The organism is Ruegeria sp. CDSB013, assembly GCF_059611165.1.
Genome location: NZ_JBXWPA010000002.1, coordinates 314,935 through 341,785, shown reverse-complemented (window position 1 = coordinate 341,785; position 26,851 = coordinate 314,935). Strand labels below are relative to the sequence as shown.

22 protein-coding genes and 1 pseudogene are annotated in these 26,851 nt (G+C 56.7%); 14 read left to right on the top strand and 9 right to left on the bottom strand.

Annotated elements, in window-relative coordinates; genetic code table 11:
* Positions 1 to 164: 164 nt before the first annotated feature.
* The 4 genes and pseudogenes from AC2FJF_RS05165 to AC2FJF_RS05150 form a co-directional block, all read right to left on the bottom strand.
* Positions 165 to 1,553: a hypothetical protein gene (locus AC2FJF_RS05165; protein ID WP_496723539.1), complete on the bottom strand. Its 1,389-nt coding sequence runs from the start codon at positions 1,551 to 1,553 to the stop codon at positions 165 to 167.
* Between the two features lies 1 nt (position 1,554).
* Positions 1,555 to 2,847: a M16 family metallopeptidase gene (locus AC2FJF_RS05160; RefSeq protein ID WP_496723537.1), complete on the bottom strand. Its 1,293-nt coding sequence runs from the start codon at positions 2,845 to 2,847 to the stop codon at positions 1,555 to 1,557.
* A gap of 287 nt (positions 2,848 to 3,134) precedes the next feature.
* Positions 3,135 to 3,308: a hypothetical protein gene (locus AC2FJF_RS05155; protein ID WP_496723885.1), complete on the bottom strand. Its 174-nt coding sequence runs from the start codon at positions 3,306 to 3,308 to the stop codon at positions 3,135 to 3,137.
* Positions 3,309 to 3,388: 80 nt separating this feature from the next.
* Positions 3,389 to 3,493 (bottom strand): annotated as a pseudogene (locus tag AC2FJF_RS05150) (IS110 family RNA-guided transposase); the annotation flags it as partial.
* A gap of 402 nt (positions 3,494 to 3,895) precedes the next feature.
* Here AC2FJF_RS05150 and AC2FJF_RS05145 point away from each other — a divergent pair.
* The gene (locus tag AC2FJF_RS05145) at positions 3,896 to 4,348 is read left to right on the top strand and encodes a baeRF12 domain-containing protein (protein WP_496723535.1); all 453 of its coding nucleotides are present in this window, start codon (positions 3,896 to 3,898) and stop codon (positions 4,346 to 4,348) included.
* Between the two features lie 49 nt (positions 4,349 to 4,397).
* Here the strand turns inward: AC2FJF_RS05145 and AC2FJF_RS05140 are convergent, their stop codons facing one another.
* Positions 4,398 to 4,949: an LOG family protein gene (locus tag AC2FJF_RS05140; protein ID WP_496723533.1), complete on the bottom strand. Its 552-nt coding sequence runs from the start codon at positions 4,947 to 4,949 to the stop codon at positions 4,398 to 4,400.
* Positions 4,950 to 5,075: 126 nt separating this feature from the next.
* Between AC2FJF_RS05140 and AC2FJF_RS05135 the strand changes: the two genes are divergently transcribed.
* The 3 genes from AC2FJF_RS05135 (at position 5,076) to AC2FJF_RS05125 (ending at position 8,768) form a co-directional block, all read left to right on the top strand.
* Positions 5,076 to 6,407: a LysM peptidoglycan-binding domain-containing protein gene (locus AC2FJF_RS05135; protein ID WP_496723531.1), complete on the top strand. Its 1,332-nt coding sequence runs from the start codon at positions 5,076 to 5,078 to the stop codon at positions 6,405 to 6,407.
* 79 nt (positions 6,408 to 6,486) lie between these two features.
* Positions 6,487 to 8,286 (top strand): ABCB family ABC transporter ATP-binding protein/permease, encoded by a 1,800-nt coding sequence (locus AC2FJF_RS05130; RefSeq protein ID WP_496723529.1) that lies wholly within the window; start codon positions 6,487 to 6,489, stop codon positions 8,284 to 8,286.
* A gap of 158 nt (positions 8,287 to 8,444) precedes the next feature.
* Positions 8,445 to 8,768, top strand: a complete 324-nt coding sequence (locus AC2FJF_RS05125) for a hypothetical protein (RefSeq protein ID WP_496722453.1) — start codon at positions 8,445 to 8,447, stop codon at positions 8,766 to 8,768.
* Positions 8,769 to 8,813: 45 nt separating this feature from the next.
* Here the strand turns inward: AC2FJF_RS05125 and AC2FJF_RS05120 are convergent, their stop codons facing one another.
* On the bottom strand, positions 8,814 to 12,611 hold the full coding sequence (locus AC2FJF_RS05120; RefSeq protein WP_496723527.1) for an efflux RND transporter permease subunit: 3,798 nt from the start codon (positions 12,609 to 12,611) through the stop codon (positions 8,814 to 8,816).
* Positions 12,608 to 13,840 (bottom strand): efflux RND transporter periplasmic adaptor subunit, encoded by a 1,233-nt coding sequence (locus AC2FJF_RS05115; RefSeq protein WP_496723525.1) that lies wholly within the window; start codon positions 13,838 to 13,840, stop codon positions 12,608 to 12,610. Before AC2FJF_RS05115 ends, AC2FJF_RS05120 begins: the two co-directional genes overlap by 4 nt.
* A gap of 224 nt (positions 13,841 to 14,064) precedes the next feature.
* On the opposite strand from AC2FJF_RS05115, the gene AC2FJF_RS05110 reads away from it, so the two are divergent.
* The 5 genes from AC2FJF_RS05110 (at position 14,065) to AC2FJF_RS05090 (ending at position 19,463) form a co-directional block, all read left to right on the top strand.
* On the top strand, positions 14,065 to 14,736 hold the full coding sequence (locus AC2FJF_RS05110; RefSeq protein ID WP_496723523.1) for a hypothetical protein: 672 nt from the start codon (positions 14,065 to 14,067) through the stop codon (positions 14,734 to 14,736).
* Positions 14,737 to 14,778: 42 nt separating this feature from the next.
* The gene (locus tag AC2FJF_RS05105; RefSeq protein WP_496723521.1) at positions 14,779 to 16,101 is read left to right on the top strand and encodes an outer membrane protein assembly factor BamB family protein; all 1,323 of its coding nucleotides are present in this window, start codon (positions 14,779 to 14,781) and stop codon (positions 16,099 to 16,101) included.
* Between the two features lie 48 nt (positions 16,102 to 16,149).
* A complete protein-coding gene (gene der / locus AC2FJF_RS05100) occupies positions 16,150 to 17,613 on the top strand; it encodes a ribosome biogenesis GTPase Der (RefSeq protein ID WP_496723519.1) in 1,464 nt (487 codons plus the stop codon).
* A 163-nt stretch (positions 17,614 to 17,776) separates the two neighbouring features.
* On the top strand, positions 17,777 to 18,763 hold the full coding sequence (locus tag AC2FJF_RS05095; RefSeq protein ID WP_496723517.1) for a fatty acid desaturase: 987 nt from the start codon (positions 17,777 to 17,779) through the stop codon (positions 18,761 to 18,763).
* Between the two features lie 91 nt (positions 18,764 to 18,854).
* Complete coding sequence (locus AC2FJF_RS05090; RefSeq protein WP_496723515.1) at positions 18,855 to 19,463, top strand: helix-hairpin-helix domain-containing protein; 609 nt, start codon at positions 18,855 to 18,857, stop codon at positions 19,461 to 19,463.
* A gap of 54 nt (positions 19,464 to 19,517) precedes the next feature.
* On the opposite strand, the gene serS is transcribed toward AC2FJF_RS05090, so the two are convergent.
* Together serS and AC2FJF_RS05080 are read right to left on the bottom strand one after the other, a co-directional pair.
* A complete protein-coding gene (gene serS, locus AC2FJF_RS05085; RefSeq protein WP_496723513.1) occupies positions 19,518 to 20,810 on the bottom strand; it encodes a serine--tRNA ligase in 1,293 nt (430 codons plus the stop codon).
* Between the two features lie 72 nt (positions 20,811 to 20,882).
* Positions 20,883 to 22,547, bottom strand: a complete 1,665-nt coding sequence (locus AC2FJF_RS05080; RefSeq protein ID WP_496723511.1) for a mechanosensitive ion channel family protein — start codon at positions 22,545 to 22,547, stop codon at positions 20,883 to 20,885.
* Positions 22,548 to 22,748: 201 nt separating this feature from the next.
* Between AC2FJF_RS05080 and yajC the strand changes: the two genes are divergently transcribed.
* From yajC to AC2FJF_RS05055, 5 genes are read left to right on the top strand one after another with little or no spacing between them, the layout of a single operon-like run.
* A complete protein-coding gene (gene yajC, locus AC2FJF_RS05075) occupies positions 22,749 to 23,036 on the top strand; it encodes a preprotein translocase subunit YajC (protein WP_496723509.1) in 288 nt (95 codons plus the stop codon).
* A gap of 33 nt (positions 23,037 to 23,069) precedes the next feature.
* The gene (secD, locus tag AC2FJF_RS05070) at positions 23,070 to 24,731 is read left to right on the top strand and encodes a protein translocase subunit SecD (RefSeq protein ID WP_496723507.1); all 1,662 of its coding nucleotides are present in this window, start codon (positions 23,070 to 23,072) and stop codon (positions 24,729 to 24,731) included.
* Position 24,732: 1 nt separating this feature from the next.
* Entirely contained in the window at positions 24,733 to 25,707 is a 975-nt protein-coding gene (secF, locus tag AC2FJF_RS05065) for a protein translocase subunit SecF (protein WP_058277475.1), read from the top strand.
* A complete protein-coding gene (locus AC2FJF_RS05060) occupies positions 25,700 to 26,470 on the top strand; it encodes a sulfite exporter TauE/SafE family protein (RefSeq protein ID WP_496723505.1) in 771 nt (256 codons plus the stop codon). Before secF ends, AC2FJF_RS05060 begins: the two co-directional genes overlap by 8 nt.
* A complete protein-coding gene (locus AC2FJF_RS05055) occupies positions 26,457 to 26,810 on the top strand; it encodes an Mth938-like domain-containing protein (protein WP_496723503.1) in 354 nt (117 codons plus the stop codon). The genes AC2FJF_RS05060 and AC2FJF_RS05055 overlap by 14 nt, the downstream gene beginning before the upstream one ends.
* Positions 26,811 to 26,851: the final 41 nt, after the last annotated feature.

Below are 26,851 nucleotides of genomic sequence, written 5' to 3'. Positions count from 1 at the left end.
GCAGAAAACCTGCCATTTCAAACTTATGTACTGCCGCAAGTCCGGTCTGAGCCCAATTTGCACAATGTTGCACTAAACACCTATGACTGCTTTGTGCTGCAAATGAGCTTTGCAGGGGCTAGTGCTCTGAAAAGGCCAACTACAATGACTGCTATCGCATGTCGTCAAAGGTTCTCAGCATTCTGCAGCACATCAAGGCAAAACCTTAAGGAAGTGCTTTTCGGCAGCGAACAGTAGTCTTTTGACGGCAAGATGTCCGAAGGTGAGCTTCCGCCTCCGATCAGTATGAGGAGGAAATCTTCTAAAGGCGGCAAAAGCTCTTGCGAGTTTGCTGCTGTCTGTTCCAATGACAGTGATTGAAAGGCGCTAAAAAGCGGCATTTCGATAGTGCCGTCAGTGCCCTCGGGATATTCGTGCAGGTATTGTCGCGCTCCCCAGACAGGCTCAGTAAAAAAATCGCGATAGTAAGCCCGGTCCAACCGACTGAACTGAATCCCCAAACCTTCTTGTTCAATTTTCCCGCTGCGGACACTTTGGTAAATGTCCGTTATTCTCTCATAGACTTCGGGCCACTTCACGGCCTCAACTGTGGCGCTTAGCGAGATAATCGCCTTTTTCTTACCCATGACAACGAAGTCTGAGCGTGGATCGTAAGCCGCGCGCAATTCCTGGCGGATAATACGAAACATCTCGGATCCTTGATTGGCACCGATGTAATCCACCAAGACATTTGTCCCAACCTGGTCAATCTCATCTTCAAACTCTTCAGCTTTGACAAAAAGGATCAGCATCTCGGTAGAGTCAGGATCGGCAAAGTGAATGACACCCGTCGGAAGGCTGAAATCTTCCTCATTCGTGCCAATCAACGCTTCAGCCCATTTTGCGAAAGGCAAATTCCACTTTCCCTTCAGGCGCGGAAGCTTGCTGACCAATCGAAGAGTGCGGCGTTCTACTTCTTGGTCTCCGGATCTTAGGATTGCCTGAATGGGCTGACCAAAACGAAATTCGCCATCCCCAACCTCAGCATCTGCGTCGTCAGGTTCGTACTCCAAAAAATGCGCCACTTCCTTCAGAACATCTTCTGGCCTCCTGGTTCTGGTAGACTTGGTAGAGTTGGAATACTGCAGCTCTCTTGCATACCAGCCGTCCGAGTATTCCGCTTCAAGCAAGAGGTTTTCGAGGTGAACGATGGTCTCTGGAAAGACTTCGTTTGGCGCCGTCACCGTGAGCATCAGACTACGGCGATTTGTTTTGACGTAATGCTTGATCCCTTTCAACTGCTTGTACTCAGCAATTTTGTAGGAAGAACGGCTTGATGTTCCTCCTGAAACTACACTTGAGAGACCAGCACCCAATGCGGCCACCCGCTCTATCGTCGGTCGATCTATCGGCCAAACCAAGGTGAGCTCAGAAATGCCGTTTTCCAGAGGCTTCAGATAAGCAATATTCGCATCGCCTGTCGTTGCGATCAGCTCTGCACGGACCTGCTGCGCTGACAGCAGGCTGAGAAGCAATAAAAGAGAGGAAAAGAACCGGCTTTTGAATTTTTGCATGTTACTCTGCTTTTTCGGCCAACACGACCGAAGTGGCTGATGGCTTGATGACCTTTTCGGCAAAATCAATAACGTCCTGATCCGTCGTATCGTTCAAGATGTCGACAAATACAGTCGGTGTGAGAGGGGGGAAACCATCAGAAGCCACATTCGACAGGAATGATAGAAACTCTGTGGGCCGGCGCGCGGCATTTCTGGATCCAACGACCTGCATCCGGCACGCTTGATTGATTTCATCCCTTGTGATCGGTTCGTTCAACAAATTGGCCAGAGTTTCTGTCAGATGGCTATGCGCCGCGTCCAAGCTGAAGCCGGGCATTAGGTGCAAATCTATGGTAAGTTCCAGATCAGCATTTTTGGCAAAAAACCAGTCAGCGTCGACGCTGAAAACGCGCTCGTCTTGATAGTACAGGGCCTTGTAAAGCCTTTCGTTCAAAACATCGGTGGCGATAAAAAATGCGCCCTGCATTTCGATGCTGGTTGATCGATCTTCGAAGTCCACGAATTTCGCAAACTGGATTGTGTCATGCGCCAACTTGTCCGACCGAATGCGTTCAACAAACCGAACCTCAGGGTCTGGTTTGTCGTCTAACCAGCGTTTTTGAGGGGCCTCAGAAGGTTCTGTGTCCCCAAATATACGAGCAACGAGTTCTTCGGCTTTACTAGGTTCAATTTTTCCCGACACGATTAACGTCACATTGGACGGCGTATAGTGAGTTTTGTGAAACTGATAGGCCTTCTCAAGGTTCAATTTGGGAAGATCTTCAATGGTGTTGTCTGCACGGCCGCGCAAAGTGCCATAGAGGTTTTGAAGTGCAATTCTTCTGAGCCAACGAAGCGGAGACTGCCTTTCACGAAGAAATGTTTTACGCTGTACGATATCAATTTCGCTTTCCGCAAATCCTTCTGGCAGCGATGGCGTGTCAAGGACGGCCCGAGACAACTGCAGCAACATTTCTATGTCAGAAGGTACGCCGGAATTCGTGTACACCGTTGATACGTTATGCGTTGTCGCGTAGATATCGCGCTCTCGGGGCTTTCTGAGTATTGTGGCGTCCGCTGAAAACGCAGCCAGATGCTCAGCTAGATGAGCTGTACCGGATGGTTCCGGATCATCATACGCTCCCGATAGAACAATTAGCTGCACGTCCACACGGTCGAAGTCATCCCTCGGAACCAAATAGGCTGCGTATAATCCGCCTTTCTCAGAAAGAGGGGTGACGCCTTGAGCATGAGCAGTTCCAGCAAACACCAAGAGGACAAGCGAAAAAAACAATACGACTGTGCGCATCATAATCCTTTAAATTATGTCACTTAGTCCAAAAAAACGTCCGTCATCAGGCGTTTAACGAATGCGACAGTGATTTACTAAATGCTTGTGGGATACGAGCTGCTATTTCAAGCCGCCAATTGAAAACTTGCCGAAATGTGTTCGACACGAGACTAAATACGCGCGGAACTCGTACCTTAGCTCTCTATGGAGAGATCACCCAAAAGTAATACATCGTAGAGCAGCAGCGAGTGACAGTTATCCTCCAGAGATCAAGAGGGAAGTGTATGCTTTGCCCGGCGATCCAGCTCTCAGTAGGTTCTGTACAGCATCACGCGTGAACCTAGGAGCGGCAGAAGTGCACGCGCGAGATCTGGATCTGCCTCGATCAATGGTATGACCCGTTCGTCGAAAGACCCCTGATCAACATGCGACGGCAATTGCTGGCCGAAGACCCTGAACAAGCCGCGGACTTCGTCGGCCATCGATGCATTTCTTTGAACAGCCGGCGGCTTCTCAATAGTGTTCTTAACGTGTGTGCCATGCGGCTCTCGATGAAAGATTTACTGAACCACCTAGATCGCAATACCTGTGCAATCCCTCGCGCATGCGTTTTGTCGGTCTTGTTACGCATCGCCGAACGAGCCGCGTTCACTTGCCGTGTTTCCATCCAGACCACATCAAGACCAGCGGCCCGAAGCCCATGACACAGGTGCCGGCTCATCGAAGCAGAACCAAATTCAATCCGACACTGACTGGCAGACCCATCAATCTGGTTAGCCCAAATACCCATGCTTCGTCCCGCAAGCTGACATTAGCCAAAAAGCTATTCGACAGTGCCGGCGTGACCCTGCAACTCTGCCGCAGGAGAAAACCTGCCTATACGTCAACTTTCGAATTGAGACCTATTGTACGCCGCCCCGCAATACCTAGCTAAAGTATGCGGAGGGAGAGAGCCGCAAACCACTAAGAAAACCGTCAGGCACCGCGCTGAATGACTTTGGCGCGTCTCGGGTAAGCTGTGCCTGACGCATGAGGGATGACCAAAAATACGCCATTACAGGAGAACACAATGGTCGAACTTGCACAGGGAACATGGGTTGTAATCGCCGACGGGGAAAAGGCGCTGTTCATGGAGAATATCACCGACGCCGAAGATCCCAATCTGGTTGTCGTATCCGTAGAAGAAAGCGACGGACCAAGGACCAAGCCTTCGGACCGGGCCGGTCGTCGTTTTGACACGGCGCCACATCAGAAATCGTCCGTGGAAGAGAGCAAATGGAAAACCCATGCGAAATCCCTGTTCGTGCAGGATGTCGCCAACCTGTTAAACCGTAAGGGTTTAAAAGGGGCCTATAAACGATTGGTCCTGGTAGCCAGCCCGCATGTTCTGGGGTTGTTGCGTCGGCGGTTGCACAGCGAAGTGCTGGGTAAAGTGGTTGCCGAGGTCGATAAAACTCTGACCAATCATCCGATGCATAAGGTCGAACAGGTGCTGCGACAGCGCCTTGCTCCGGCGACTTGAATTTGACGATGGCAAACGGGCGGTTCTGGCCGCCCGTACATCTGTCAGCCTAAGTCAGAACTTTCCTGAGCGTTGACATTGCAGCCTCCGGGCCATCGACCCAAGTGATGAAATCCGACAGCGATGCGTCGGCAAAGCCTTGGCCGATGACCTGTTGCAACAGCTCGTGCAGCGTATCCCAATAGCCATCCACATTCATGACCAGAATGGGTTTGTCGTGCAGGCCCAGCTGCCGCCAGGTGAGCGCCTCGAACAACTCATCCAGCGACCCCGGGCCGCCGGGCAGGACAATAACCGCATCGGCGTTCATGATCATGACCTTCTTGCGCTCGTGCATCGTCTCGGTGACCACGAAACGGGTCAGGTCCGTCTTGCCGACTTCGCGTTGCAGAAGGTGCACGGGGATGACGCCGAACGTGTCACCACCAGCGGCTTGAGCGGCCCGTGCGACCTCGCCCATTAGCCCCACATCCCCGGCCCCGTAGACCAGCCGCCAGCCTTCTTTGGCCAAAAGGGTTCCAAAGTGTTGCGCCGCGTCGGAATAGGCCGGATTCGCGCCATTTCGTGACCCGCAATACACACAGACAGATTTCTGAGACATGGGTTGGCTTCTCCGGGCTTGTATATGGTGTTTTGACCCGTGATAGCGGGATTGATAGATTGGCTCAACCGTTAGGCAGAATGTGTTTTGCTCAAAGCACTTGCGCTGCGGAGCGAAAGGAAAAGAATGAACTCCAAGTCGGGAAGCGAAAGCTCCGGTACTTTCATCTGGGGGGTGATTGCCGGCATCGTTGCATTAGTCGGGGCGGGCGGGTTGTACCTGTCCGGCGTCTTCGGGACGGGCCCTCAGGAAGCTTCACCGCAGCAAGACACCTCTGTCCAAACCACGGAAGAGGCCAGTTCGGTTTCCACCCCGTCCGAGGATCAGAGCACGGCAATTGAGGAACCGGAAACCGCTGATCCGTCTGATTCCGAGACTGCACCGGCGACGGAAACGGCTGAGGCTGACCCGGGTGTCGCGCCGCCGACTCTGGACCAGATCTTTGTTGAGCCGGACGGCAATACCGTTCTTTCTGGCAATGCAGAGCCAGGCACGGATGTTCGTGTCCTGCTGGATGGTGAGCAAGTGCACAGCTTTACCGTCGACAACACCGGTCAGTTTGCCGAGTTCCTTTCGATTCCATTTTCAGACGATGCGCGCGGGCTTACGTTGGAAACTGCGGGCCAGGATCAACCCGTTCGTTCGGACGACTATTTGATTGCAGCCTTGCCTGAACCTGAACCTGAACCTGAACCGACGACCGAGCAGGTCGCCGCTGCCGAAACGGGTGACGCTGCGCCCTCCGGCGACGAAACAGCAGGAGCGCAAGACACACCCTCGTCAGAGCCAACAGATGAAGCGACGACCGGGGATGTCGAAACGGCGGATGCGCCCGCAGAACCGTCTGCGGATCAACCCCAGGAGACGGCACAAGAAACCGCTGAAGAAGGCAATGAAAATCAACAAGTTGCCATTCTGCGTTCCGGCGAGGACGGGGTTGAGTTGGTTCAGTCTCCAACCGCCGAAACCGACGCCTCAGACGAGGTGGCTTTGGACACGATTGGCTATTCCGACGTTGGCGACGTAGAGCTTACCGGCCGGGTCCCGGACGGGTCTGCGGTACGCCTGTATCTGGATAACCAGCTTGTCGATGATCTGTCGCCGGTTGATGATGGTAAATGGCGCAGCGAACTCGAGGGAATTGATCCCGGTATATATACATTGCGCGTCGATGAAATCGCCTCGGATGGTACAGTGGTCAGCCGCCTGGAAACCCCGTTCAAGCGCGAACCGCTAGAGGTGCTGCGCGCGGCAGAGGCCAGGGATGAGCCCGAGGGCGAACCAGATACGCCCCCCATCCGCGCGGTCACCGTGCAGGAAGGCGACACGCTTTGGGCCATTTCGCGCGACCGGTTCGGTGATGGTATCCTGTACGTGAAACTGTTCGAGGCCAACCGCGGCGCGATCCGCGATCCTGACCTGATTTATCCCGGTCAGATATTCACCATCCCGGAATGAACTATTGCCGCTGGCCCTTGGTGGGCCGGCGGTCTATCTCTGACCGCAAATCAGGTACGTGATGAGACGAGCAGCGCCAATGACATCAGCCGATACGCCCACGTCCGACGAACGCAGCTCTGGCTGGCGCACGATCCGGAAAGTTGCGCCCTATATGTGGCCCGAGGACGAGCCTTGGGTAAAACGACGCGTCGTGCTGGCCATGGGCATGCTTGTTTTGGCCAAGCTGATCGCGGTCTATACTCCGATCCTTTACAAGGGCGCAGTTGATAGTTTGGCGGGTGAGGGCGTACCGCCGCTTGCGTTGGGTGCTATTGGTCTGACGGTGGCTTATGGCGTCGCGCGGATGATGACCGTCGGCTTCCAGCAGCTTCGCGATGCGGCCTTTGCTCCGGTGGGGCAACGGGCCTTGCGCGCGCTGGCGTTGGAGACGTTCCAGCATATCCACCAACTATCCATGCGTTACCACGTGACGCGTCGCACCGGAGGGCTTAGCCGGATTATCGAGCGTGGTGTGAAAGGCGTGGAATTCCTGTTGCGCTTTTTGCTGTTTTCGATTGGTCCGCTGATCCTGGAACTGCTGTTGGTCGCGATCATCCTGATGTGGCTGTTCGACGTCTGGTATCTGGTTGTCGTTGCTGTCACCATCGCGCTGTACATCTGGTTCACCTTTGCGGTGACGGAATGGCGCGTGAAGTTGCGCCGCGAAATGAACGATCAGGATACTGAGGCCAATCAACGTGCCATCGACAGCCTGCTGAACTTTGAAACCGTCAAGTATTTCAATGCTGAACCGCGCGAGGCGGCACGGTACGACGTGTCGATGAAAGCCTATGCCGGGGCAGCGCTTAAGACGGCGTATTCGTTGGCCTTCCTGAATTTTGGTCAGTCCCTTCTGATCACCTGCGGACTGATCGGCGTGATGGTTCTGGCGGCCATGGGGGTGCAACAGGGAACGCTGACCGTCGGCGATTTCGTCATGGTCAACGCCTATATGATCCAGATCACCGTGCCGCTGAACTTTCTGGGCACTGTCTACCGGGAAATCCGTCAATCGCTGGTGGACATGGGTCAAATGTTCGACTTGCTGGAACAACCGACCGAGGTGCAGGACAAGCCCGGCGCGCCAGGTCTGGTGGTCAGTGGTGGTGAGGTGACATTGGACAATGTGCGCTTTGGTTATGATGTGGACCGCGAGATCCTCAAAGGTGTGTCGCTGACGGTACCTGCTGGCCAGACTGTTGCAATTGTCGGTGCCACAGGTTCGGGTAAGTCGACGATAGGCCGCTTGCTGTTCCGGTTCTACGATGTCACCGGGGGCGCGTTGAAGATCGACGGGCAGGACGTGCGCGACGTGACCCTGAACAGCCTGCACGCAGCCATCGGCGTCGTGCCGCAGGACACTGTGCTGTTTAATGATACCATCCGCTACAACATCGCTTATGGCCGGGACGGGGCCACTCAGGAAGATGTCGAAGCTGCTGCCAAAGCTGCGCAGATCCACGACTTTATCGTGACCTTGCCAGAAGGCTATGACACCAAGGTTGGAGAGCGGGGCTTGAAGCTGTCGGGTGGCGAGAAACAACGGGTGGGCATTGCGCGCACCCTTCTGAAGAACCCGCCGATCCTGCTGTTGGATGAGGCGACCTCGGCGCTGGACACAGATACCGAACAGGACATCAAGGACGCATTGGCGCGGGCTGGTGAGGGACGGACCGTGCTGACGATCGCGCACCGCCTGAGCACCATTGCCGAAGCGGACCGCATTGTTGTTCTGGAACGCGGAGAAATCCTTGAACAAGGCACCCATGACCAGCTTTTGCAGCGCGCGGGCCGTTACGCGCAGCTCTGGAGTCGCCAGCAAGCGGACGCGGCCTGATCCGGTCACCTGTGTAATTCCAGAGACCAGGTAGAACAGCACTGCAAAAATGCGTTCATTCCCGCAGGTTTAATTTGACGTTCATTTTCCTTGGTGACAAATCACCTAAAATCACGGTGCCAGGTTCTTTGGCCGGACCTTAATCAAAGGAATATCTAATGAAAATGCGTGCAGCAGCAGCCTTGGCCGCAACTGTTCTTATGGCGACTTCGGCATTTGCCGAGGATCTTGAATTTCTGGTTGTGAATGACTCCAGCGCGGATCTGGTCGAGTTTAATGTCTCACCTGCATCTTCCGGCAGCTGGGAGGGGAACCTGCTGAGCGGTGGCTATGTCGCGCCCGACTACGAAATCGATGTTGTCATCGCGGATGGTCTGACCACATGTATCTACGATATTCGGGGGGCGTTCGACGATGGGTCGTCGGCGGAAGACTTCGGCCTGAATCTGTGTGATTTGGGTGAATATGTATTCACCGACTAAGTCTTAGAAAAGAAAAATGGCGAACCCTGGGGTTCGCCATTTATGTTACTCAGCCGCCTTGAGGGGCGATGTTGGTGGGTGATCCGGACGCTCTTCCTTGTCTGCATCCGGTGCAGGTGCGGCGGGTGTTTCATCACCCCAGACAACCTCGGTGGCCTGTACCTGACGGGCAGCGTGACCAACGGCCATATCCTGGGCGATTTGGCTGGAACGGCCTGCAGTGGCCCGAGCTATCGCCTTGGCCAGCCATACCGCATAGGTGGTGACCCACACCCGCAGGGCCAGGAACGATGGCGTCACGATCAGGGTCAGAACCGTTGCAATACCAAGCCCGAACACAACCGCCGTAGCCAGCTGTTTCCACCACAGCGCAGTTGGGCTGTCGATAGAATAGCCGCCATTAATGAAGTCCAGAGACAATCCGAACATCATCGGCGTCAGACCGGCCATCGTGGTCAAGGTGGTCAGTAGAACCGGCCGGATACGCGCCTCAGCCGTACGGATGATGGCTTCGATCCGGGGCATATAGCGGCTGTATTCCTGATAGGTGTCGATCAGAACAATGTTGTTGTTCACCACGATTCCCGCCAAGGCCACAATCCCTGTCCCGGTCATGATGATCGAGAACGGCTGCTGCATGACCATCATCCCGATCAGAACGCCGGTGGTCGAAAGCACAACAGCCAGCAGAACCAGCACCGAGTTGTAGAACGAGTTGAACTGGGCCAGCAGGATCACAAACATCAGGCCTAAAGCAGCCAAGAAAGCGCTGGACAGGAAAGCCTGGCTTTCTGCCTGATCTTCCTGATCGCCGGTCCATTCCCAACTGACGGTGCTGCCGAAGGGATTGGTTTCAAGCCACTCGGTCAGCACGGCAATGCGTTCGTTGGGGTTGATCAGGCTAATCCGGGCGTTTCCAGATTCCAGATCGGCGCGCACTGCATCGACATCTTCTGCACCCGTCAACATGACAAGCTCGAAATTGTTGCCGGTCGGTCCAGTGATGATCGCGCCTGTGGGTTCTGTACCTTCCACGACGCCGCGCACAACTGCCAGCCGCTGTTCCGTGCCATCCGCGTTATCTATCACAACTTTGCTCAGACCCGGCTCAACATCCGCTTTCACATCGTAATAGCGCTGCTGGTTGATCCGGTTGATCTCGGCCAGTTTGGCCACTGGCTTGCGGGTGACAAAGTTTGACAAAGGCACCAGCCCATCCGGCGTACGCACTTTGAGCGTATCCAGTGTCGACAAAACCCGGTCTTCATCGGGCAGGCGAACGCGGATTTCGATTTCCTCGTCCACGCTGTCGGGGCGCATTTCGCCCAGCAGCAGCCCGCGCGTGACCAGTTGCACCATCGCGCCAACGGTTGCGACGTCCGCGCCGAAACGACCCGCTTTGGCAACATCCACGTCGATTTGCCAGTCGATACCGGGCAAGGGCAGGGTGTCTTCGATCTTGATCAGGCCGGGTGTTTCATCGAACATCTTACGGGCCGCAGCAGTGGCTGAGTTCAGTTCTTCCCAGCCGTCCGCCTTGATGCGCAGATGAACGGGCTTGGCCGAGGCCGGGCCTTGTTCCAGGGGCAGGATTTCCACGATGAAGCCCGGAATCTTCGCAAGTTCGGCGTTCAACTGATCGAGCACGAAGTCACCGTCATATTCAGGGGCAACCGTTTCACGGTCGATCAACCCGCCGAAGATCGGTTCGGACACGTTGGGCCGGTCTTCCCACGGGATGATTTCGAACTGGACGCGACCGACAGTGTCTGCTGGTGCTTGCGCACCTCCATTGTTCTGGTTCAGCCCGCCTTCTCCGGCAAAGGAAAACACGTTCACGACTGCGGGGTGCGCGCTGATAATTTCTTCGGCCGCCAGTACCATCTGGTCCTTTTCGACCAGCGATATGTTGCCACGTGCACGAACATAGGCCGTGGCTTGCTCGGGTTCGCTTTCGACGAAGAACTCTACGCCCCGGTTATTGTTCCCAAATGCGGTCATGACTGACATCACAGCGAAGCCAATGACGACAATCGAAACAATCGGCATGATCGGGTTGCCGACCAGGAACTTGATGACATAGCCAAAGGGTGTGTGTTCGCGCGCCGTATGCACATGCTGATCGGGCGCGCGTTCGATTTTCGCGGCACTCAACGTAACAGAACCGGCAAATGCTCCGAAAATGAACAGAAAGGCACCAAGCAGAACTGCTCCGAATGCGCCTTCGGGCAACAGATAGGTCGGATTCAGCAGTTGCATCGCACCAAGGAAGATCAGGTACAGCGATGGCGGCACCATAACCGCACGAACCCACCAAGCAGTGCGCGCGCGCAGCCAGTCAGAGGTGCGGTCAAAAACCCGGCTCAGACGTCCCGAAACACCGCCCATGACAGGCAGATAGATCAGCGCAACGATCAACGAGGCGGACAGAACGAAGATCAGCGTGACGGGCAGCATCCCCATAAACTCACCCGGGACACCCGGCCAAAACAGCATCGGCAGGAAGGCACATAGGGTTGTGGCTGTGGATGACACGATAGGCCAGAACATACGCTGCGCAGCTTCGACATAGGCGTGCATCGGGCCGACGCCCTCTTTAATGCGCCGGTCGGCGTATTCCACGACAACAATGGCCCCGTCGACGAGCATACCCACTGCAAGGATCAGGCCGAACATCACGATGTTCGAGATGCTGATGCCCATGACTGCCAGGAACGCAAAACACAGCAGGAATGAGGTCGGGATCGCAAAACCTACCAGCAATGCCGCGCGTGTGCCCAAAGAGGCCAGAACAACGATCATTACCAGCGCGATGGCCGTCAGAACCGAGCCTTCCAACTGGCTGACCATCGAACCGACGATGCGGCTTTGGTCGTTCGAGGTGCCCAGCTGGATTGCGGCCTGCATCTCGGGTGGCCATTTGGCCTGCGCAGCGGCAATGGTTTGTTTCACACCCTCGACTGTGTCGATCAGGTTGTAGCCCTTGCGCTTGACCACCTGCAACGCGACGGTTTGTTCGCCGTTGAAACGGGCGGTGCCTTCGCGGTCCTCAAAGGTATAGTTAATCTGCGCCAATTCCCCCAGGGTGACGACCCGGTCGCCGTTCACTTTGACCGGCAGGCCATAAACATCCTGCGCAGTTTTGAAGGAAGAGGGGATCTTGACCGAGAATGTGCCCTGTGCGGTTTCGACCTCACCGGCAGCGATCAGCTGATTGTTGTTGCGCACAACATCTATAAGCTCGGCGGCGGTGACGTTGTACGCCTCAAGCCGAAGGGGATCGATGATGACCTCAAGCAATTCGTCGCGGTTGCCCGCGATACCGGCTTCGAGCACCGAATCCATCGCCTCAAGGTCGTCCTGTAAAGCCTTGGCGACCCGCGCCATAGTGCGCTCGGGGACTGCACCCGTCAGGTTGACGATAACGATTGGGAATTCTGAAAAATTGATCTCGGTCAGCGAGTATTGCTCGGCCCCGTCGGGGAAATCGGCTTGCGCGCTGTTCATCGCGTCACGCACATCAGCCATGATCGCGGTCTTGTCCCAGCCGAAATCGAACTCCAGCGCCACGCCCGCATACCCTTCGGCGGCGGTCGAGGTCATCTCTTTCAGCCCATCAAGGTCAGCAAGTTCGGTCTCCATTGGTTTGACCAACAGATTTTCCGAATCCTCGGCTGAGATGCCCGGAAACTGAACCGAGACAAACAGGGCAGGAATTTCAATGTCGGGCTCGCCTTCTTTCGGCAGGCTGACATAGGCAAAGCCACCAATCACCAATGAGATGGCGATGAAGGCCAGAACCATTCTGGCCCGGCCGGCGGCCCAACTGACGATTCCGGTCATTTCGAAGCTTCCCGATATGTGGGTTCAACTGTGACGCCGCGGGTCACGAACTCTTGCCCGATGACGATGATGTCCACAGTCTCCGGCAGGCCACCGACCCAAACGCCTTCGGCGGTATCACGCAGAAGAACGACCGGCTGGAAATCGACCACGTTGCTATGGCCAATCGTGCGGACACCGAGTTGACCGTTATTGCTCAGGGTCAGAGCCGATTGCGGCAGGAAATGCGCCTTGGCCCCGGCGGCCGAAATGCGGATGTCGGCGGTTTGGCCGTCCCGAATGGCCAGTTCCGGGTTCGGAACAGTGATTTCGACTTCGAACGTGCGGGTTGTTTCATCGGCCGAGCGGCTCAGGAATGTCACACGACCAGAAACCTTCAGGCCAGTGACCAACTGCGCGGTGGCTTCGGAACCGACAATGATGCGGTTAACCTCGGTTTCCGGCACAAATCCGACCAGCTTGATCGGATCCAGTTGGATAACGGTCGCGCATAGCGCACCGGGCTGCATCAGGCTGCCCAATTCGGCGGTATCGCTTTCCAACAACCCTTTGAAGGGCGCTTTGATGGTCTGGCGGTCGATTTCGCGTTCCGCGGCTTTGACCTCGGCGGTTGCGGCTTCGATCCCTGCGCGGGTGGCCTCAAGACCGGCTTCGGCGGTCTTGATACCCGCCTCAGCGGTTCTCATCGCCGCCTCGCTTGAGATTCTGCGTGTCTCTGATCCAAACCCGGAGTCAGACAGTTTATTCGCAGCCGTCAGGTTGATCTCTGCCTCGGCGACACGCGCATGTGCTTCTTCCAGGCGGGCTTCGGCTTCTGGAATGCGGCTTTGGGCTTCTAACTTGGCAGCCTTCGCTTCGGCCAAACTGGCGGGGCGGGTACCTGGGTCAAGCTCGCACAGAAGATCGCCGGCTTCGACGAACGTGCCTTTGCGCTTGGGCTCTGAGATGACGGTCGATGTGGTTTCGGCCAGTACTTCGACCTGACGATTGGCCTTTGTCTGGCCCCGCAACAACACGGCGCTGTCAATTTCACGTGCAGTTGACCTAACGGCAACGACGCCAATCGTCGCCTGATCCACGTCCACGACTTCGCCAGATTCGCTGGCAACCTCAGGGCTGGCCTCGGCTTCCGCGCGCCCGGCGAAAGAGAACAGGCTGTCCCGTTCGAAAACCAAAAAAAACAAAACAACAATAACCAAAGCGGCGTTTACTAATGAAATCAATCGCATGCAGGACTACTCCCAGAATTCTGCGCCACATTTTTTTGCGGTCATGCTAGAAAGTGGGGACGATTATGTATCGTTTCCACACTAAACTGAATAGTTCGGTTTATTTTTTTCTACAAGAGGGCAGGCCACCGGCGGGATTGTAAAAAATCGGGCTCTTGGCTTGGCGATTGCGCCGGGGTATGACATGGCGCCATACACCAAGGATGCAGCCCCGGAGGGCAGGGATGAGCGACGTCGACAGTTTTATTGATGAGGTGACCGAAGAGGTGCGCCGGGACCGCCTGTTCTTGCTATTGCGCAGATGGGGTTGGGTTGGTGTGCTTGTGGTTGTCCTGATCGTGGGCGGTGCTGCGTTCAATGAAGTCCGCAAGTCGCGCGCAACCAGTCAGGCGCAGGATTTGGGTGATTCAATCCTGGCGGCGCTGGCACAGAATCAGTCGGAAGACCGTGCAGCCAGTCTTGCCGCCGTCGAAACACAATCGCCGGGTGGGGATGCGGTTCTTAACATGCTGTTGTCGGCCTCTCAGTTTGAGGCCGGATCGGAACAGGATGCGGTTGCCAGCCTGAATGCCATTGCGTCCCAAGGGGATCTGCCGGAAATCTATCGCGCGATCGCGGCTTTCAAGGCGCTGCTGCTGCAGAGCGACACTCTGCCTGCAGCCGATCGCCGTCTTCAGTTCGAAGCGCTGGCTGCGCCGGGTGCTCCGCTGCGGTTGCTGGCCGAAGAACAGTTGGCCCTGATTGATGTGTCCGAGGGCAATGTTGACGCGGCCATCACGCGGCTTCAGACTTTGCGTCAGGACGCAGAAATTGGCGTGGATCTGCAACAGCGTGCGGCTCAGTTGATTGTAGCACTGGGCGGTGAACCAGAGCCGTTGATCGCCCAACAGGGCTGATCCGGTGGCGGCAGGAATAATAACAGGCGAGTTCGGAATATCATGGTAGCAAGTCTATTCTCCCGTATTGGATTGCCGATGGCAGCCCTTTCATTGACCTTGGTCGCCGCCTGCCGGGAACCCGAGGTTATCTTGCCGGGACCGCGGGAAGATATCCGACCTGCTGCCGATACCGAAACGGTGGAAACCCGCGGCTCAAAACCGATCAGCCTTCCGGCGCAAAGAGCCAACGCGAGTTGGCCGCAAAGCCCGGGTACGGCTGCGTTCCGGACCACCAATGCACAGTTGCGGGCAACGCCGCAGCGCATTTGGTCCGCTTCAATCGGACAGGGTGACTCGCGCAAGCAGCGGATCACGGCTGATCCCGTTGTTGCGGGCGGGTTGATCTACACGCTTGATGCCGGCGCAACGGTGTCTGCCGTGTCGCCGCAAGGGCAGGTCGTTTGGAACACCGATCTTATTCCGCCAAGTGATGGCGACTCGGATGCCACGGGTGGCGGCATGGCCTATGACAACGGTGTGCTTTATGTGTCTTCCGGTTACGGCCGCCTGACAGCGCTGGATGCCAAAACCGGTGCAGTTCGTTGGCAAAAAAGGTTGAACGCGACCGGTAGCGGCGCGCCTTTGGTCAGCAACGGTCTGCTGTATCTGGTGGCGGGTGACGAAACCGGTTGGGCGGTCAACACCAAGGACGGCCGCATTGCCTGGCAAATTCAGGGCACCCCAAGCGTTGGAAACGTTCTGGGTGCACCGGCGCCAGTCATTGCATCCGATTTTTCCGTGTTCGCCTTTGGCTCGGGTGATGTCGCAGCGACGTTCCGTCGGGGGGGTATTCGCCGCTGGAACGCGTCAGTAGCCGGGGGACGTCGCGGACGTGCGGCGGCGCAGATCGTCGATGTAACCGGTGGACCAATGGTTGCGGGAGATAAGATCTATATCGGCAACCATTCTGGGCGCACAGTTGCGTTTGACGCCAATTCCGGCGAACGGATATGGACCGCAGACGAAGGGGCCGTCGATACGGTCTGGGCCGCTGGCAACAGTATTTTCCTGATCAGTGATCGCAGCCAACTGGTCCGACTAGACGCCGCGACCGGAGCGATTGTTTGGGCGCAGGACCTGCCGGGTTTTGTCAAGGATAAGCCGGGACGCCGGGGGGCGGTCTACGCGCATTATGGTCCGATCATGGCGGGTGGGCGCATCGTCATCGCCTCGAACGATGGCTATGTTCGGTTCTTCAGCCCTGTTGACGGAGCACTGGTGAACCGTGTCGAAGTGCCAGGTGGCGCGACCACGGCACCGGTTGTGGCGGGCCAAACACTGTACGTCGTGTCGACCAAAGGTGATTTGCACGCTTTCCGTTGACCACAAGATGCGCTAAAGGGCGCGTCTGAGTCTTGAAAGTTGAGTATCATGTCGCTGACCCTCGCCATCGTGGGGCGCCCGAATGTGGGCAAATCCACCCTGTTCAATCGCCTTGTGGGCAAACGTCTGGCTTTGGTCGACGACCAGCCCGGCGTGACGCGCGACCTGCGCGAAGGCCAAGGGCGTCTGGGGGATCTGCGCTTTACCGTGATCGACACCGCGGGGCTTGAGGACGCGACCGACGACAGCCTTGAGGGCCGCATGCGCCGCCTGACCGAGCGTGCGGTGGACATGGCAGATGTCTGTCTGTTCATGATTGACGCGCGCGTTGGGGTCACGCCGACCGACGAATTGTTTGCCGAGATTCTGCGCAAACGTTCCAAACACGTGATCCTTGCGGCCAACAAGGCCGAAGGAAACGCAGCGGATGCGGGTGTGCTTGAAGCCTATAACCTTGGCCTGGGTGAGCCGGTGCGCCTGTCGGGCGAACATGGCGAGGGGATGACGGATCTTTATTCCCAGCTTATGCCATTGGCCGATGCCGCCGAGGAAAAGGCGGTCGAGGATGCACCGGAAACCGATATTGAACTGGATGAGGACGGCGAGGGCGACACGCCCCTGATCAGCGCTGAAAAACCGTTGCAGGTGGCAGTTGTTGGCCGCCCGAATGCCGGTAAATCCACATTGATCAACAAGATCATTGGCGAAGACCGCCTGCTGACCGGGCCAGAGGCTGGTATTACGCGCGATGCCATCAGTCTGCGGATCGATTGGGCCGACCCGGACGGAGACAGCACACCGATGCGTATCTTTGATACCGCCGGTATGCGCAAAAAAGCCAAGGTGCAGGAAAAGCTTGAAAAGCTTTCAGTCTCGGACGGCTTGCGCGCCGTAAAATTCGCCGAAGTGGTGGTGGTTCTGCTGGACGCTGCCATTCCCTTCGAACAGCAGGACCTGCGTATTGCCGATCTGGCCGAGCGCGAGGGTCGTGCCGTTGTTGTCGCCATCAACAAATGGGACATCGAAGAAGACAAACAGGAAAAGCTGCGGGATCTGAAAGAGTCGTTCGAGCGTTTGCTGCCGCAATTGCGTGGCGCACCGCTGGTGACGGTCTCGGCAAAGACGGGCCGGGGGCTAGAGCGCCTGCGCGCCGCGATTCTGCGGGCCCATGACATTTGGAACCGCCGTGTGCCGACGGCCGCGCTGAACCGCTGGCTGACGGCCATGTTGGAACAGCACCCGCCGCCAGCCCCGCAAGGTCGCCGGATCAAGCTGCGTTACATGACCCAAGCCAAAACCCGCCCGCCGGGCTTTGTTGTCATGTGTTCGCACCCAGACAAGATGCCAGCCAGTTACACCCGGTATCTGGTCAACGGTCTGCGCGAATCTTTTGACATGCCCGGTACTCCGATCCGCCTGACTTTGCGCGGACAGGGGGACAAGAATCCGTACAAGGGACGCCGCAAGAAAAACGCGGGCGCCTTGGCCAAACATCTCAAGGGCCGCGCGTAACTGCGCCAATTTTCAGCATTTTCGGCTGAGGGGCGTGACAGCCCCAATTCCCCGCGCTAGCATTCACTGGCGTGCATCTGTTTTGTGCGCGCGTAATTTCACGCGGAGCTTCCGCACCAGTTTTTGACAACCATTGGACCTGACCAACGTGAGGAGCGGCTGGATGGATCTGAGGGAATACACTCGGCAATACGCGGTTCAGGACAACAGATTGGCCGCGCTGAGCTATTTTGGAACTTTTGCGGTGTATTTCACATCGCTGGCATTGGCGATCATCTATGTAGATCGCTGGTTTGTCATGATTCCGGCCGGAATCGTTTTTGCCTTTTCGGCGGTGCGCCTGTACGTGCTTCAGCACGATTGCGGGCATCATTCGCTGTTTGAGACGCGCGCGCAGAACGAATGGGCCGGGCACGGGCTCTCGCCATTCACTTTCGCTCCGTTCGAAGTGATGAAGCAGAACCATAACCTGCACCACGCCGGTATTGGCAACCTCGAACACCGCGAGACAGGTGAAATCCACACAATGACCGTGCGGGAATGGAACAAGGCGGATTGGAAAGGGCGCTTGTTTTACAGGCTCTACCGAAATCCCTTCATCCTGGTTCCGGCTGGGGCGCTGTTCACGTATTTCATCCGCTACCGGTGGCCCAAGAACACGGTTCGGTTTGGCGTGAAGGGCGTATTGCTACACAACTTGTCGATCATCGTATTTCTTAGCCTTCTGTATTTGATCGCCGGCACCATGGGTATTCTGGTGTGGTTGGTATTCTCTTTGTTGGGCGGGATGCTGGGTGTTTTTCTGGTCTATCTACAGCACAATTTCGAGGACACGTATTGGGATCGCCGTCCGGATCTGGACCCGCAATTGGCCGCGCTGCAGGGATCATCGGCGCTGGATTTCGGGTGGTGGTTCGACAATGCGGTTGCCTGCATCACGCTGCACGACATCCACCATTTCAATGCGCGTATTCCGTCATATCGGCTGCGTGCATGCCACTATAACCTACCGCCCGAATTCACGCCGCGCCGGATCAAATTCCCCGAGGCAGTCGCGGCTTTGAACCTGAAACTGTGGGACGAAGACGCCAAGCGGCTTGTTCCGTTTCCCGGAAAGGATCAATCCGGTAACCTTGCACACAGTAGCTGACACAAATGACCTGCAACTCTGAGCACTGGCTTGTGAGAGCGTGTTTCTGGTATACATAAGATAATGCAGGGAAAATCGGAAAGGACAAAGAATGACCGCAGTGACCGCAATAAAAGGCGTTGGAGAGGGGCTAGGAAAGTCACTTACCGCCAACGGTTTCAAAACCGCTGAAGCCGTTGCCAAGGCAACCCCCGCTGCACTGGTCAAAGTTCCTCGTATCGGCAAAGCCCGCGCAGCCGTTTTGATCGCCGCCGCGAAAGAGGCGATTGCGGCGAAACCGGCAGCCGCCAAGCCCGCCGCGGCCAAGCCTGCCGCCAAGCAACCTGCTGCTAAAACAGGAACGCGCCGCGCACCTGCCAGAAAACCCGCAGTGCGCCGACCAGCGACCCGCAAGACCATTGCCGCCGCCGCTGCCGAGAAACGGGCGGAAGAGGCTGCGCGCAAAGCCGCTGAGGAAAAGGCCGCAGCCGAACTGGCAGAAGCCAAGGCAAAGAAGAAGGCCAAGGCCAAAGCCAAGGCTGAAAAGGCCGCTAAAAAGCTTCAGGAGATGGAAGCCGTCTTCTCGAAAGCCAAGGACAAGGTGAAGGCCAAGGCGAAGAAAGATAAAAAGAAAGACAAAAAGAAAAAGGCCGACAAGACGGACAAGAAGAAAGATAAGAAAAAAGACAAGAAGGAGGATAAGAAAAAGGCGAAGAAGTAACCCTTCTCCGCCCTTAACCCTCTTGAACCGGCGCCCTGTTGGCCGCCGGTTTTTTTATGCCAGCGTGCCGTCCAGTTGCAGCGTCAGCTTGCCGCCCAGATAGGGGGCCAGAACCTTGGGCAGGGTGACGGTACCGTCTGCGTTCTGGCCGTTTTCCAGCACTGCGATCAGGCATCGGCCAACGGCAAGGCCCGATCCGTTCAGCGTGTGAACATATTCCGGTTTGCCGCCACCTTCGGGCCGGAAGCGCGCATTCATCCGACGTGCCTGAAAGTCGCCACAGGTCGAGACCGAGCTGATCTCACGGTACGTATCCTGACCCGGGAGCCAGGCCTCGATGTCAAAGGTTCGGCGCGCACCAAAGCCCATATCGCCTGTGCACAAGATCACTGTGCGATAGGGGATGGCCAGCTGTTCCAGAATACCCTCGGCACAGCGCAGCATGCGTTTTTGCTCATCATCCGACTTGTCGGGATGGGTGACCGAGACCATTTCGACCTTTTCGAACTGGTGCTGGCGCAACATGCCGCGTGTGTCCCTGCCGGCCGATCCGGCCTCAGACCGGAAGCACAAGGAATGCGCGGTGTAGCGGCGGGGCAAATAGTTTTCTTCGATCATCGTGTCGTTGACGATATTGGTCAGCGACACCTCGGACGTCGGGATCAACCACCAGCCTTCACGGGTCTGATAGCTGTCTTCGCCAAACTTCGGCAATTGGCCTGTGCCCTGCATCATCTCGGACAGAACCAGAACCGGGCCGTTCACCTCGGTCAGTTCGTTTTCATTGATGTGCGTGTCCAGCATGAACTGCGCCAGCGCACGGTGAATGCGGGCAACGCCGCCGGACAACAGGACAAAGCGCGAGCCGGACAACTTTGCCGCCGTTTCAAAATCCATGCCGTTCTGAACGGCCTCGATTTCGAAGTGCTCCTTCGGTGCAAAACCCAACTCAGGCGGGGTGCCCCAGCGGTTGACCTCGACATTGTCGTTCTCGTCCGCACCTTCTGGTGCGTCCTCGGCTGGCAGGTTCGGGATGCGGATCAGCTGATCAGTCAGCAGCGCATCCAGATCCTTGGCCTCGGTCTGCATCCGGGCGATTTCGGCCTTTTTCTCGGCGACCAGTGCGCGCAGGCGTTGGAATTCATCCTCGTCGCCGCGTGCCTTGGCGGCACCGACCTCTTTGCTGGCCTTGTTCTGTTCGGCTTGTGCCGTTTCTGCGGCCTGAATCTTGGTTCGGCGGCTTTCGTCCAGCCTTAGCAAATCTGACGACACCGGCGCGTCCCCACGGCGCGCAAGTGCGGCGTCGAAGGCGGCGGGGTTTTCGCGAATGGCGCGGATGTCGTGCATGGTTCAGATCCTTAAATGCGTGAATCACTGAAACCGCTTATGCACCATCTGAAAGGCGGGGTGTAGCGCCGGTTACGACTTATCGGCATCCTCGTGTGTTTCATGCGCCAGATGGCCATCCCAATGCTCGGTTGGGATCTTAGGATCAGGTGGATCAGCCATGTAAGAGGGCGTCATGATCTGCACACTGTTTTCATTGAACACGGCGACGATATTGCGATGCAGGTCCGACCGGATTTTCGGAATGATGCTGCCACGGGTCGTATAGCCGTTGATCTGGTAGTTGATTGCGTAATCCGCCAATGCGGTCCACAAAACAAAGGGTTCAGGCTTGGCTTTGATGCCTTTGGTTCGGTTGGCGGCCTCAATTAACATGGCCTCGACCTTCTCGGGCGGCTCTTCATAGCCGATGCCAACCGTGGTGTGCAGCAGCAGCCCGCTGCCGTCGGTTTTTTTCGAGAAGTTCACCACATCCGAATTCATTAGTTGCGCATTTGGGATCGAGATCAACTCGTTCTTGATGGACTTCAGATGCGTCTCCATCAGTTTGATCTGAACCACATCGCCGATGTGGTCTCCGATCTGAATCCGGTCACCGATCGAGGTCGAGCGACGATAGATCACGAACAGACCAGCCAGCATGTTTGAGACGACAGAATTTGCTCCCAGCGACAGCATGGCGCCCACCAGGATCGTCAACCCCTGGAACGCGGCCGAGTCGGACCCGGGGATGTAGGGAACGGCAAAGACCAGGGCGATCATGATCACCACAACACGGGCAATGTTGAAGGTTGGGCTGACCCAGTGTTTTTCGAAATCGCCCATGTCGAAGGAACCCGCTTCGACCGCGTCAAAGAACACCCGCATCCCCTTGATGATGTACAGCGCCACCCAAGAAATCAGGCCCAACATGATCAAATTGGGGATGTAGCTGATAACGCCTTTGAAGATCAGCAATACTGGCTCTGTCAGATAGGTCAGCAACAGCTGCGCAAAATAGCGGGTTTCGGCGAAAGCCAGCAGAACAAACGAGAGGTAGTAATAAAAACCGAGAAAGAAGATGATAAGCAGAACGAAGTTCAGCCCATATCGTACCAGCGCGGCAATCGCCTCGGCCTGAACGCTTTTAGCTGTGGCCGTTTCCACGTCCCTGAGGTGACGCGAGACAAATTTCAATGTCTTCCGTCGAATCCGACGATGCACCCACAGGATTGCCACCACAAATGCAACAAACCCTACAGTCCATGCCACCGCCTCAATTGCACCGGACACGCGCGCCCGATCGGTGCGGTTGGCGCGATAGTCTTCGATGGATTGTTTGATCGCGTTCCCGTGCAAAACGCTTAGAACGCTCAGCTCCATCTGATCCAACTCGGCATCAGCTTCGGTGACGATTGAGACCCTCTCGCCATCGACCAGAGTCCAGATACCGAACTCGGTCTCTTCGTATGTCACCTCAACCGTTGGTGCGTCTGAGGCTTCGGCGATTTCGATGATCTTGTCCTGAACATCTTCCGCCCGCTCTGGCGCGGGTAGGGCACTCGAGCCCCGGACCTGGAACAAGACGTCCCCGTCCACGATGACCGGAGCCACGAAAGTGTCCGAATCCGCCCCGTCAGAAGCTGGGGACTCTGCCGGTGTTTCCTGTGCGAGTACGACATCTGAAAACCACAGGCTGGACGCCAGGGCTGTCAGAAAATAAACCAGCAAAAGGAAGGGCTTGAAATGCCTTGCCATGTGTCCCCCTTAACCCGAACTATACCCGGTTTCAACAAGGTGCCTAGGACATATCTGCAACGACTGGCTTGTTCTTTTTGCACTGTGGCCGGGTCAGGGCGGTGTACAGCGTTGCCATCGCTTGCAAAGGCGCAATTCAGAGCATAGGTTCTCGCCAAATTTGCGGAGCTTCTCCGCAGCATCAAAACAAAGGAATATCCCATGGAAGGTGGCGCAATCGCCCAGTTTCTCCCGCTGATCCTGATCTTCGCTATCATGTATTTTCTGCTCATCCGTCCGCAGCAGAAAAAGATGAAGCAGCATCAGGCCATGGTCGAGGCCGTGCGTCGCGGCGATCAGGTTGTCACCCAAGGTGGAATGATCGGCAAGGTGTCCAAAGTCAAGGAAGGCGACAACGAGATTGAAGTTGAAATCGCCGAGGGTGTGAAGGTTCGTGTTGTCAAATCGACCATCGCGCAGGTTCTGAGCAAGACCGAGCCTGCGAAGTAACTTCGCGCGATAATTCCTTGAAAAGGCAGGGTAATGCTGCAAATTGATACCTGGAAGCGGGTTCTGATCTGGTCGGTCTGCGTGATCGGCCTGCTGATGGCCCTGCCGAATGCGTTTTATACGCGCGTCGAGCAATCCAACGATGCCAAGGCCGCAATCGAGCTTGGCATCGACACCCCCGAAATGCAGGCCGAGGCGGCGCAATGGCCGAACTGGCTGCCGTCGTCGCTGGTCAATCTGGGCCTCGATCTGCGCGGTGGTGCGCATCTGTTGGCCGAAGTTCAGGTCGGCGATGTGTACGAGTCCCGGATGGAGGCCATGTGGCCCGAAATTCGCGATGCACTGCGGGATGAGCGCTCCACGGTTGGCACCATCCGCAAACAAGAGTCGGCCCCGGACGAGATTCGGGTGCGCATCAGCCAGCCCGAGGGCATGTCCCGCGCGCTTGAAGTTGTGCGCGGCCTGGCCCGTCAGGTGCAAACCCTGACCGGTGTAGGTGCAACCGATATCGAGGCGCGGGCTGAAGGCGACACAATCGTCGTTCAACTGTCAGAGGCGGAAAAACTTGCCACAGACGACCGCACTGTGCGCCAGTCGCTTGAGATTGTGCGCCGCCGTATTGATGAGGTCGGAACGCGTGAACCCACGATCCAACGCCAGGGTGCGGATCGTATCTTGATCCAAGTGCCGGGTATCGGCAGTGCTGGTGAACTGAAAGAGATCATCGGCACCACTGCTCAGCTGACGTTCAACCCCGTTGTGGGGCGGGGTACCAACCCGGACGCAGTGCCGGGGATTGGCGAAAAGGTCCTCCCCTCCATCGACGAAACCGGTTTGTTTTACACAGTCGAGTCGGCCCCAGTCGTTACCGGCGAAGAGCTGGTGGACGCGCAGCCAGCATTCGACCAGAACGGTCGCCCGGCGGTCAGCTTTAGGTTCAATACATCGGGGGCACGCAAGTTCGGCGACTATACGCTGGAAAACATCGGCCAGCCTTTCGCAATCATTCTTGATGATGAGGTCATCTCGGCCCCTGTCATTCAAAGCCACATTCCTGGCGGGTCGGGCATCATCACCGGCAACTTCACCGTTGAAGAAAGTACCAATCTGGCAGTTCTGTTGCGCGCAGGTGCTTTGCCAGCGGGGCTGGAATTCCTCGAGGAACGGACCATTGGTCCGGAATTGGGTCAGGACAGCATTGATGCCGGTAAGGTCGCGACGATCGTAGCCTTTGCCGCAGTGCTGGTTTTCATGGCGCTCAGCTACGGCCTGTTTGGTATCTTTGCCAACATCGCTCTGATCATCAACGTGGGCCTGCTGTTTGGTCTGTTGTCCCTGATCGGAGCCACCCTGACACTGCCCGGTATCGCCGGTATCGTGTTGACGGTTGGTATGGCGGTGGATGCCAACGTGCTGATCTTTGAACGTATCCGCGAAGAACTGAAATCCGCCAGAGGCCCGGCGCGCGCGATCGAACTGGGTTATGAAAAGGCGTTGTCGGCCATTCTGGACGCAAACGTGACCACATTCATCACCGCTGTAATCCTGTTTGCCATGGGCAGCGGTCCGGTGCGCGGTTTTGCCATCACGTTGGGTCTGGGCATTCTGACCTCGGTCTTCACCGCGATCTTCGTGACGCGTCTAATGATCGTCATCTGGTTTGAACGCCGCCGCCCGAAAATGATCGAGGTTTGACATGAGACTGAAACTCGTACCCCAGAATACCTCGTTCGATTTCTTCAGCCGCTGGAAAATCTGGCTGGGTATCTCGGCTTTGATGATGATCGTGGCGTTCACGTCCTTCATGCTTCAGGGGCTGAACTTCGGCATCGACTTCCGCGGTGGCACAACGATCCGGACGCAAAGCACCCAAGAGATTGATGTTGGAGTTTATCGTGACGCCCTTGCCCCGTTGGAATTGGGGGATGTGACAATCACAGAGATCTTCGATCCAAACTTTGGACCGGATGAGAATGTCGCGATGATCCGTATCCAGGCGCAAGAAGACGCCGAGGCAGTTACATCGGACGTGATCACTCAGGTCGGCGAGGTGCTTGCCGCTGCTGATCCAGGCCTCAAATTACCATTTGAAAGCGTTGAATCCGTCGGCCCCAAAGTCTCCGGTGAGCTGATCCAAACTGCCGTTATCGCGGTGGTGTTGGCGATCGGGGCGGTGCTTGTCTACATCTGGCTGCGCTTCGAATGGCAGTTCGCTTTGGGCGCTGTGGCCGCGCTGGTGCATGACGTGATCCTGACAATTGGGATTTTCTCGGAACTGCAAATCCGGTTCGACCTGGCTATCATCGCCGCGCTGTTGACCATCGTTGGCTATTCGCTGAACGACACTGTGGTCGTGTTCGACCGCGTCCGCGAGAACCTGCGGAAGTACAAGAAGAAGGACCTCAAAGAGGTTCTGAATATCTCGATCAACGAAACACTCAGTCGAACAGTAATGACCTCGGTTACCACCCTGTTGGCTCTGATCTCGCTCTATGTGCTGGGCGGTGACGTGATCCGCGGCTTTGTCTTCGCGATGATCTGGGGTGTGATCGTGGGGACGTATTCCTCGGTCTTTGTGGCCTCGACCATTCTGCTGTGGCTGGGCGTTAAGCGCGACTGGTCTAAGCCATCCAACAACGCGGGCAACCAGTTCGCAAATGTGGATGCCTGATCTTCTCGGCCAATCCCCCACGGGGCTGGCCGTTATCCTTTTTGCAGCGACATTGGGTGGCATCGTTCGCGGGTTTTCCGGCTTTGGCACCGCGCTGATTTTTTTACCTCTGGCCACACCGTTCCTCGGCCCGTTTGGGGCGCTGATCGGACTGACGATCATGGATATCTTCGGGCCACTCCCCAACCTGCGACGGGCGTGGCGCGTCGTGGACCGCGGCGACCTGGCACGGTTACTGCTGGGCTGCGCCCTGGTCCTGCCCGTTGGCCTGTGGGTCCTTACGCAGGTCGAACCTGAGGTTTTTCGATACGCGGTCAGTTTTCTGGCCTTATTCATGCTTGCAATCCTGATCCTCGGATTACGCTATCAAGGCCGCGTGCGGCGCGCGATGGTGACCGCAATCGGTGGCGCTGCGGGCTTTCTCGGTGGCGTCGCTGGGTTGCCTGGACCGGCGGTGATCTTGTTCTACATGTCTCGCCCACTTCCTGTAGAGGTTATCCGGGCCACAATCCTGCTGTTCCTTTTTGGATTCGATTTTCTCATCTTTGGCTTCCTGTCCGGCATGGGGCGTGTGACCCTCGACAGTGTCGTTTTGGGTTTGGCTCTGTCCGCCCCGAACCTTCTGGGCAATTGGCTGGGCGGATGGCTATTCAATCCGGAAAGGGCAAAGCTCTACCGTGCCGCGGCTTATGTGGTCATCGCCCTTGCTGCCTTGTCGGGCCTGCCGCTTTGGGGCATAGAAGATATCCATGCGGTTGAATGAGATCACATATAACAACGCAACACCGGTTGATGGCTACGGGCCCGGCTTTTTCCGTATTGGTGGCCAGGTTCACCAAGGGGCGGTTCTAACCGGTCCATCGGGCACCACTGGTTGGGGCGGATACGACGATCAATCCTCTTTGCTTGCATTGGCTGGGCATGTGGATGTCCTGTTGATCGGAACGGGCGCTGATCTGGCCCACATCCCCTCTGACCTTCGAGCGGCGCTCGAGCAGGCCGGCATGGGCGTTGAGATCATGAACTCACCCGCAGCCTGCCGGACTTATAATGTACTGCTCTCCGAAGGCCGTCGCATCGCGCTGGCTTTGCTTCCCACCTGACAGGAACCGCTTCATTTGGCCAAAAATACCCAGGAGAGAGC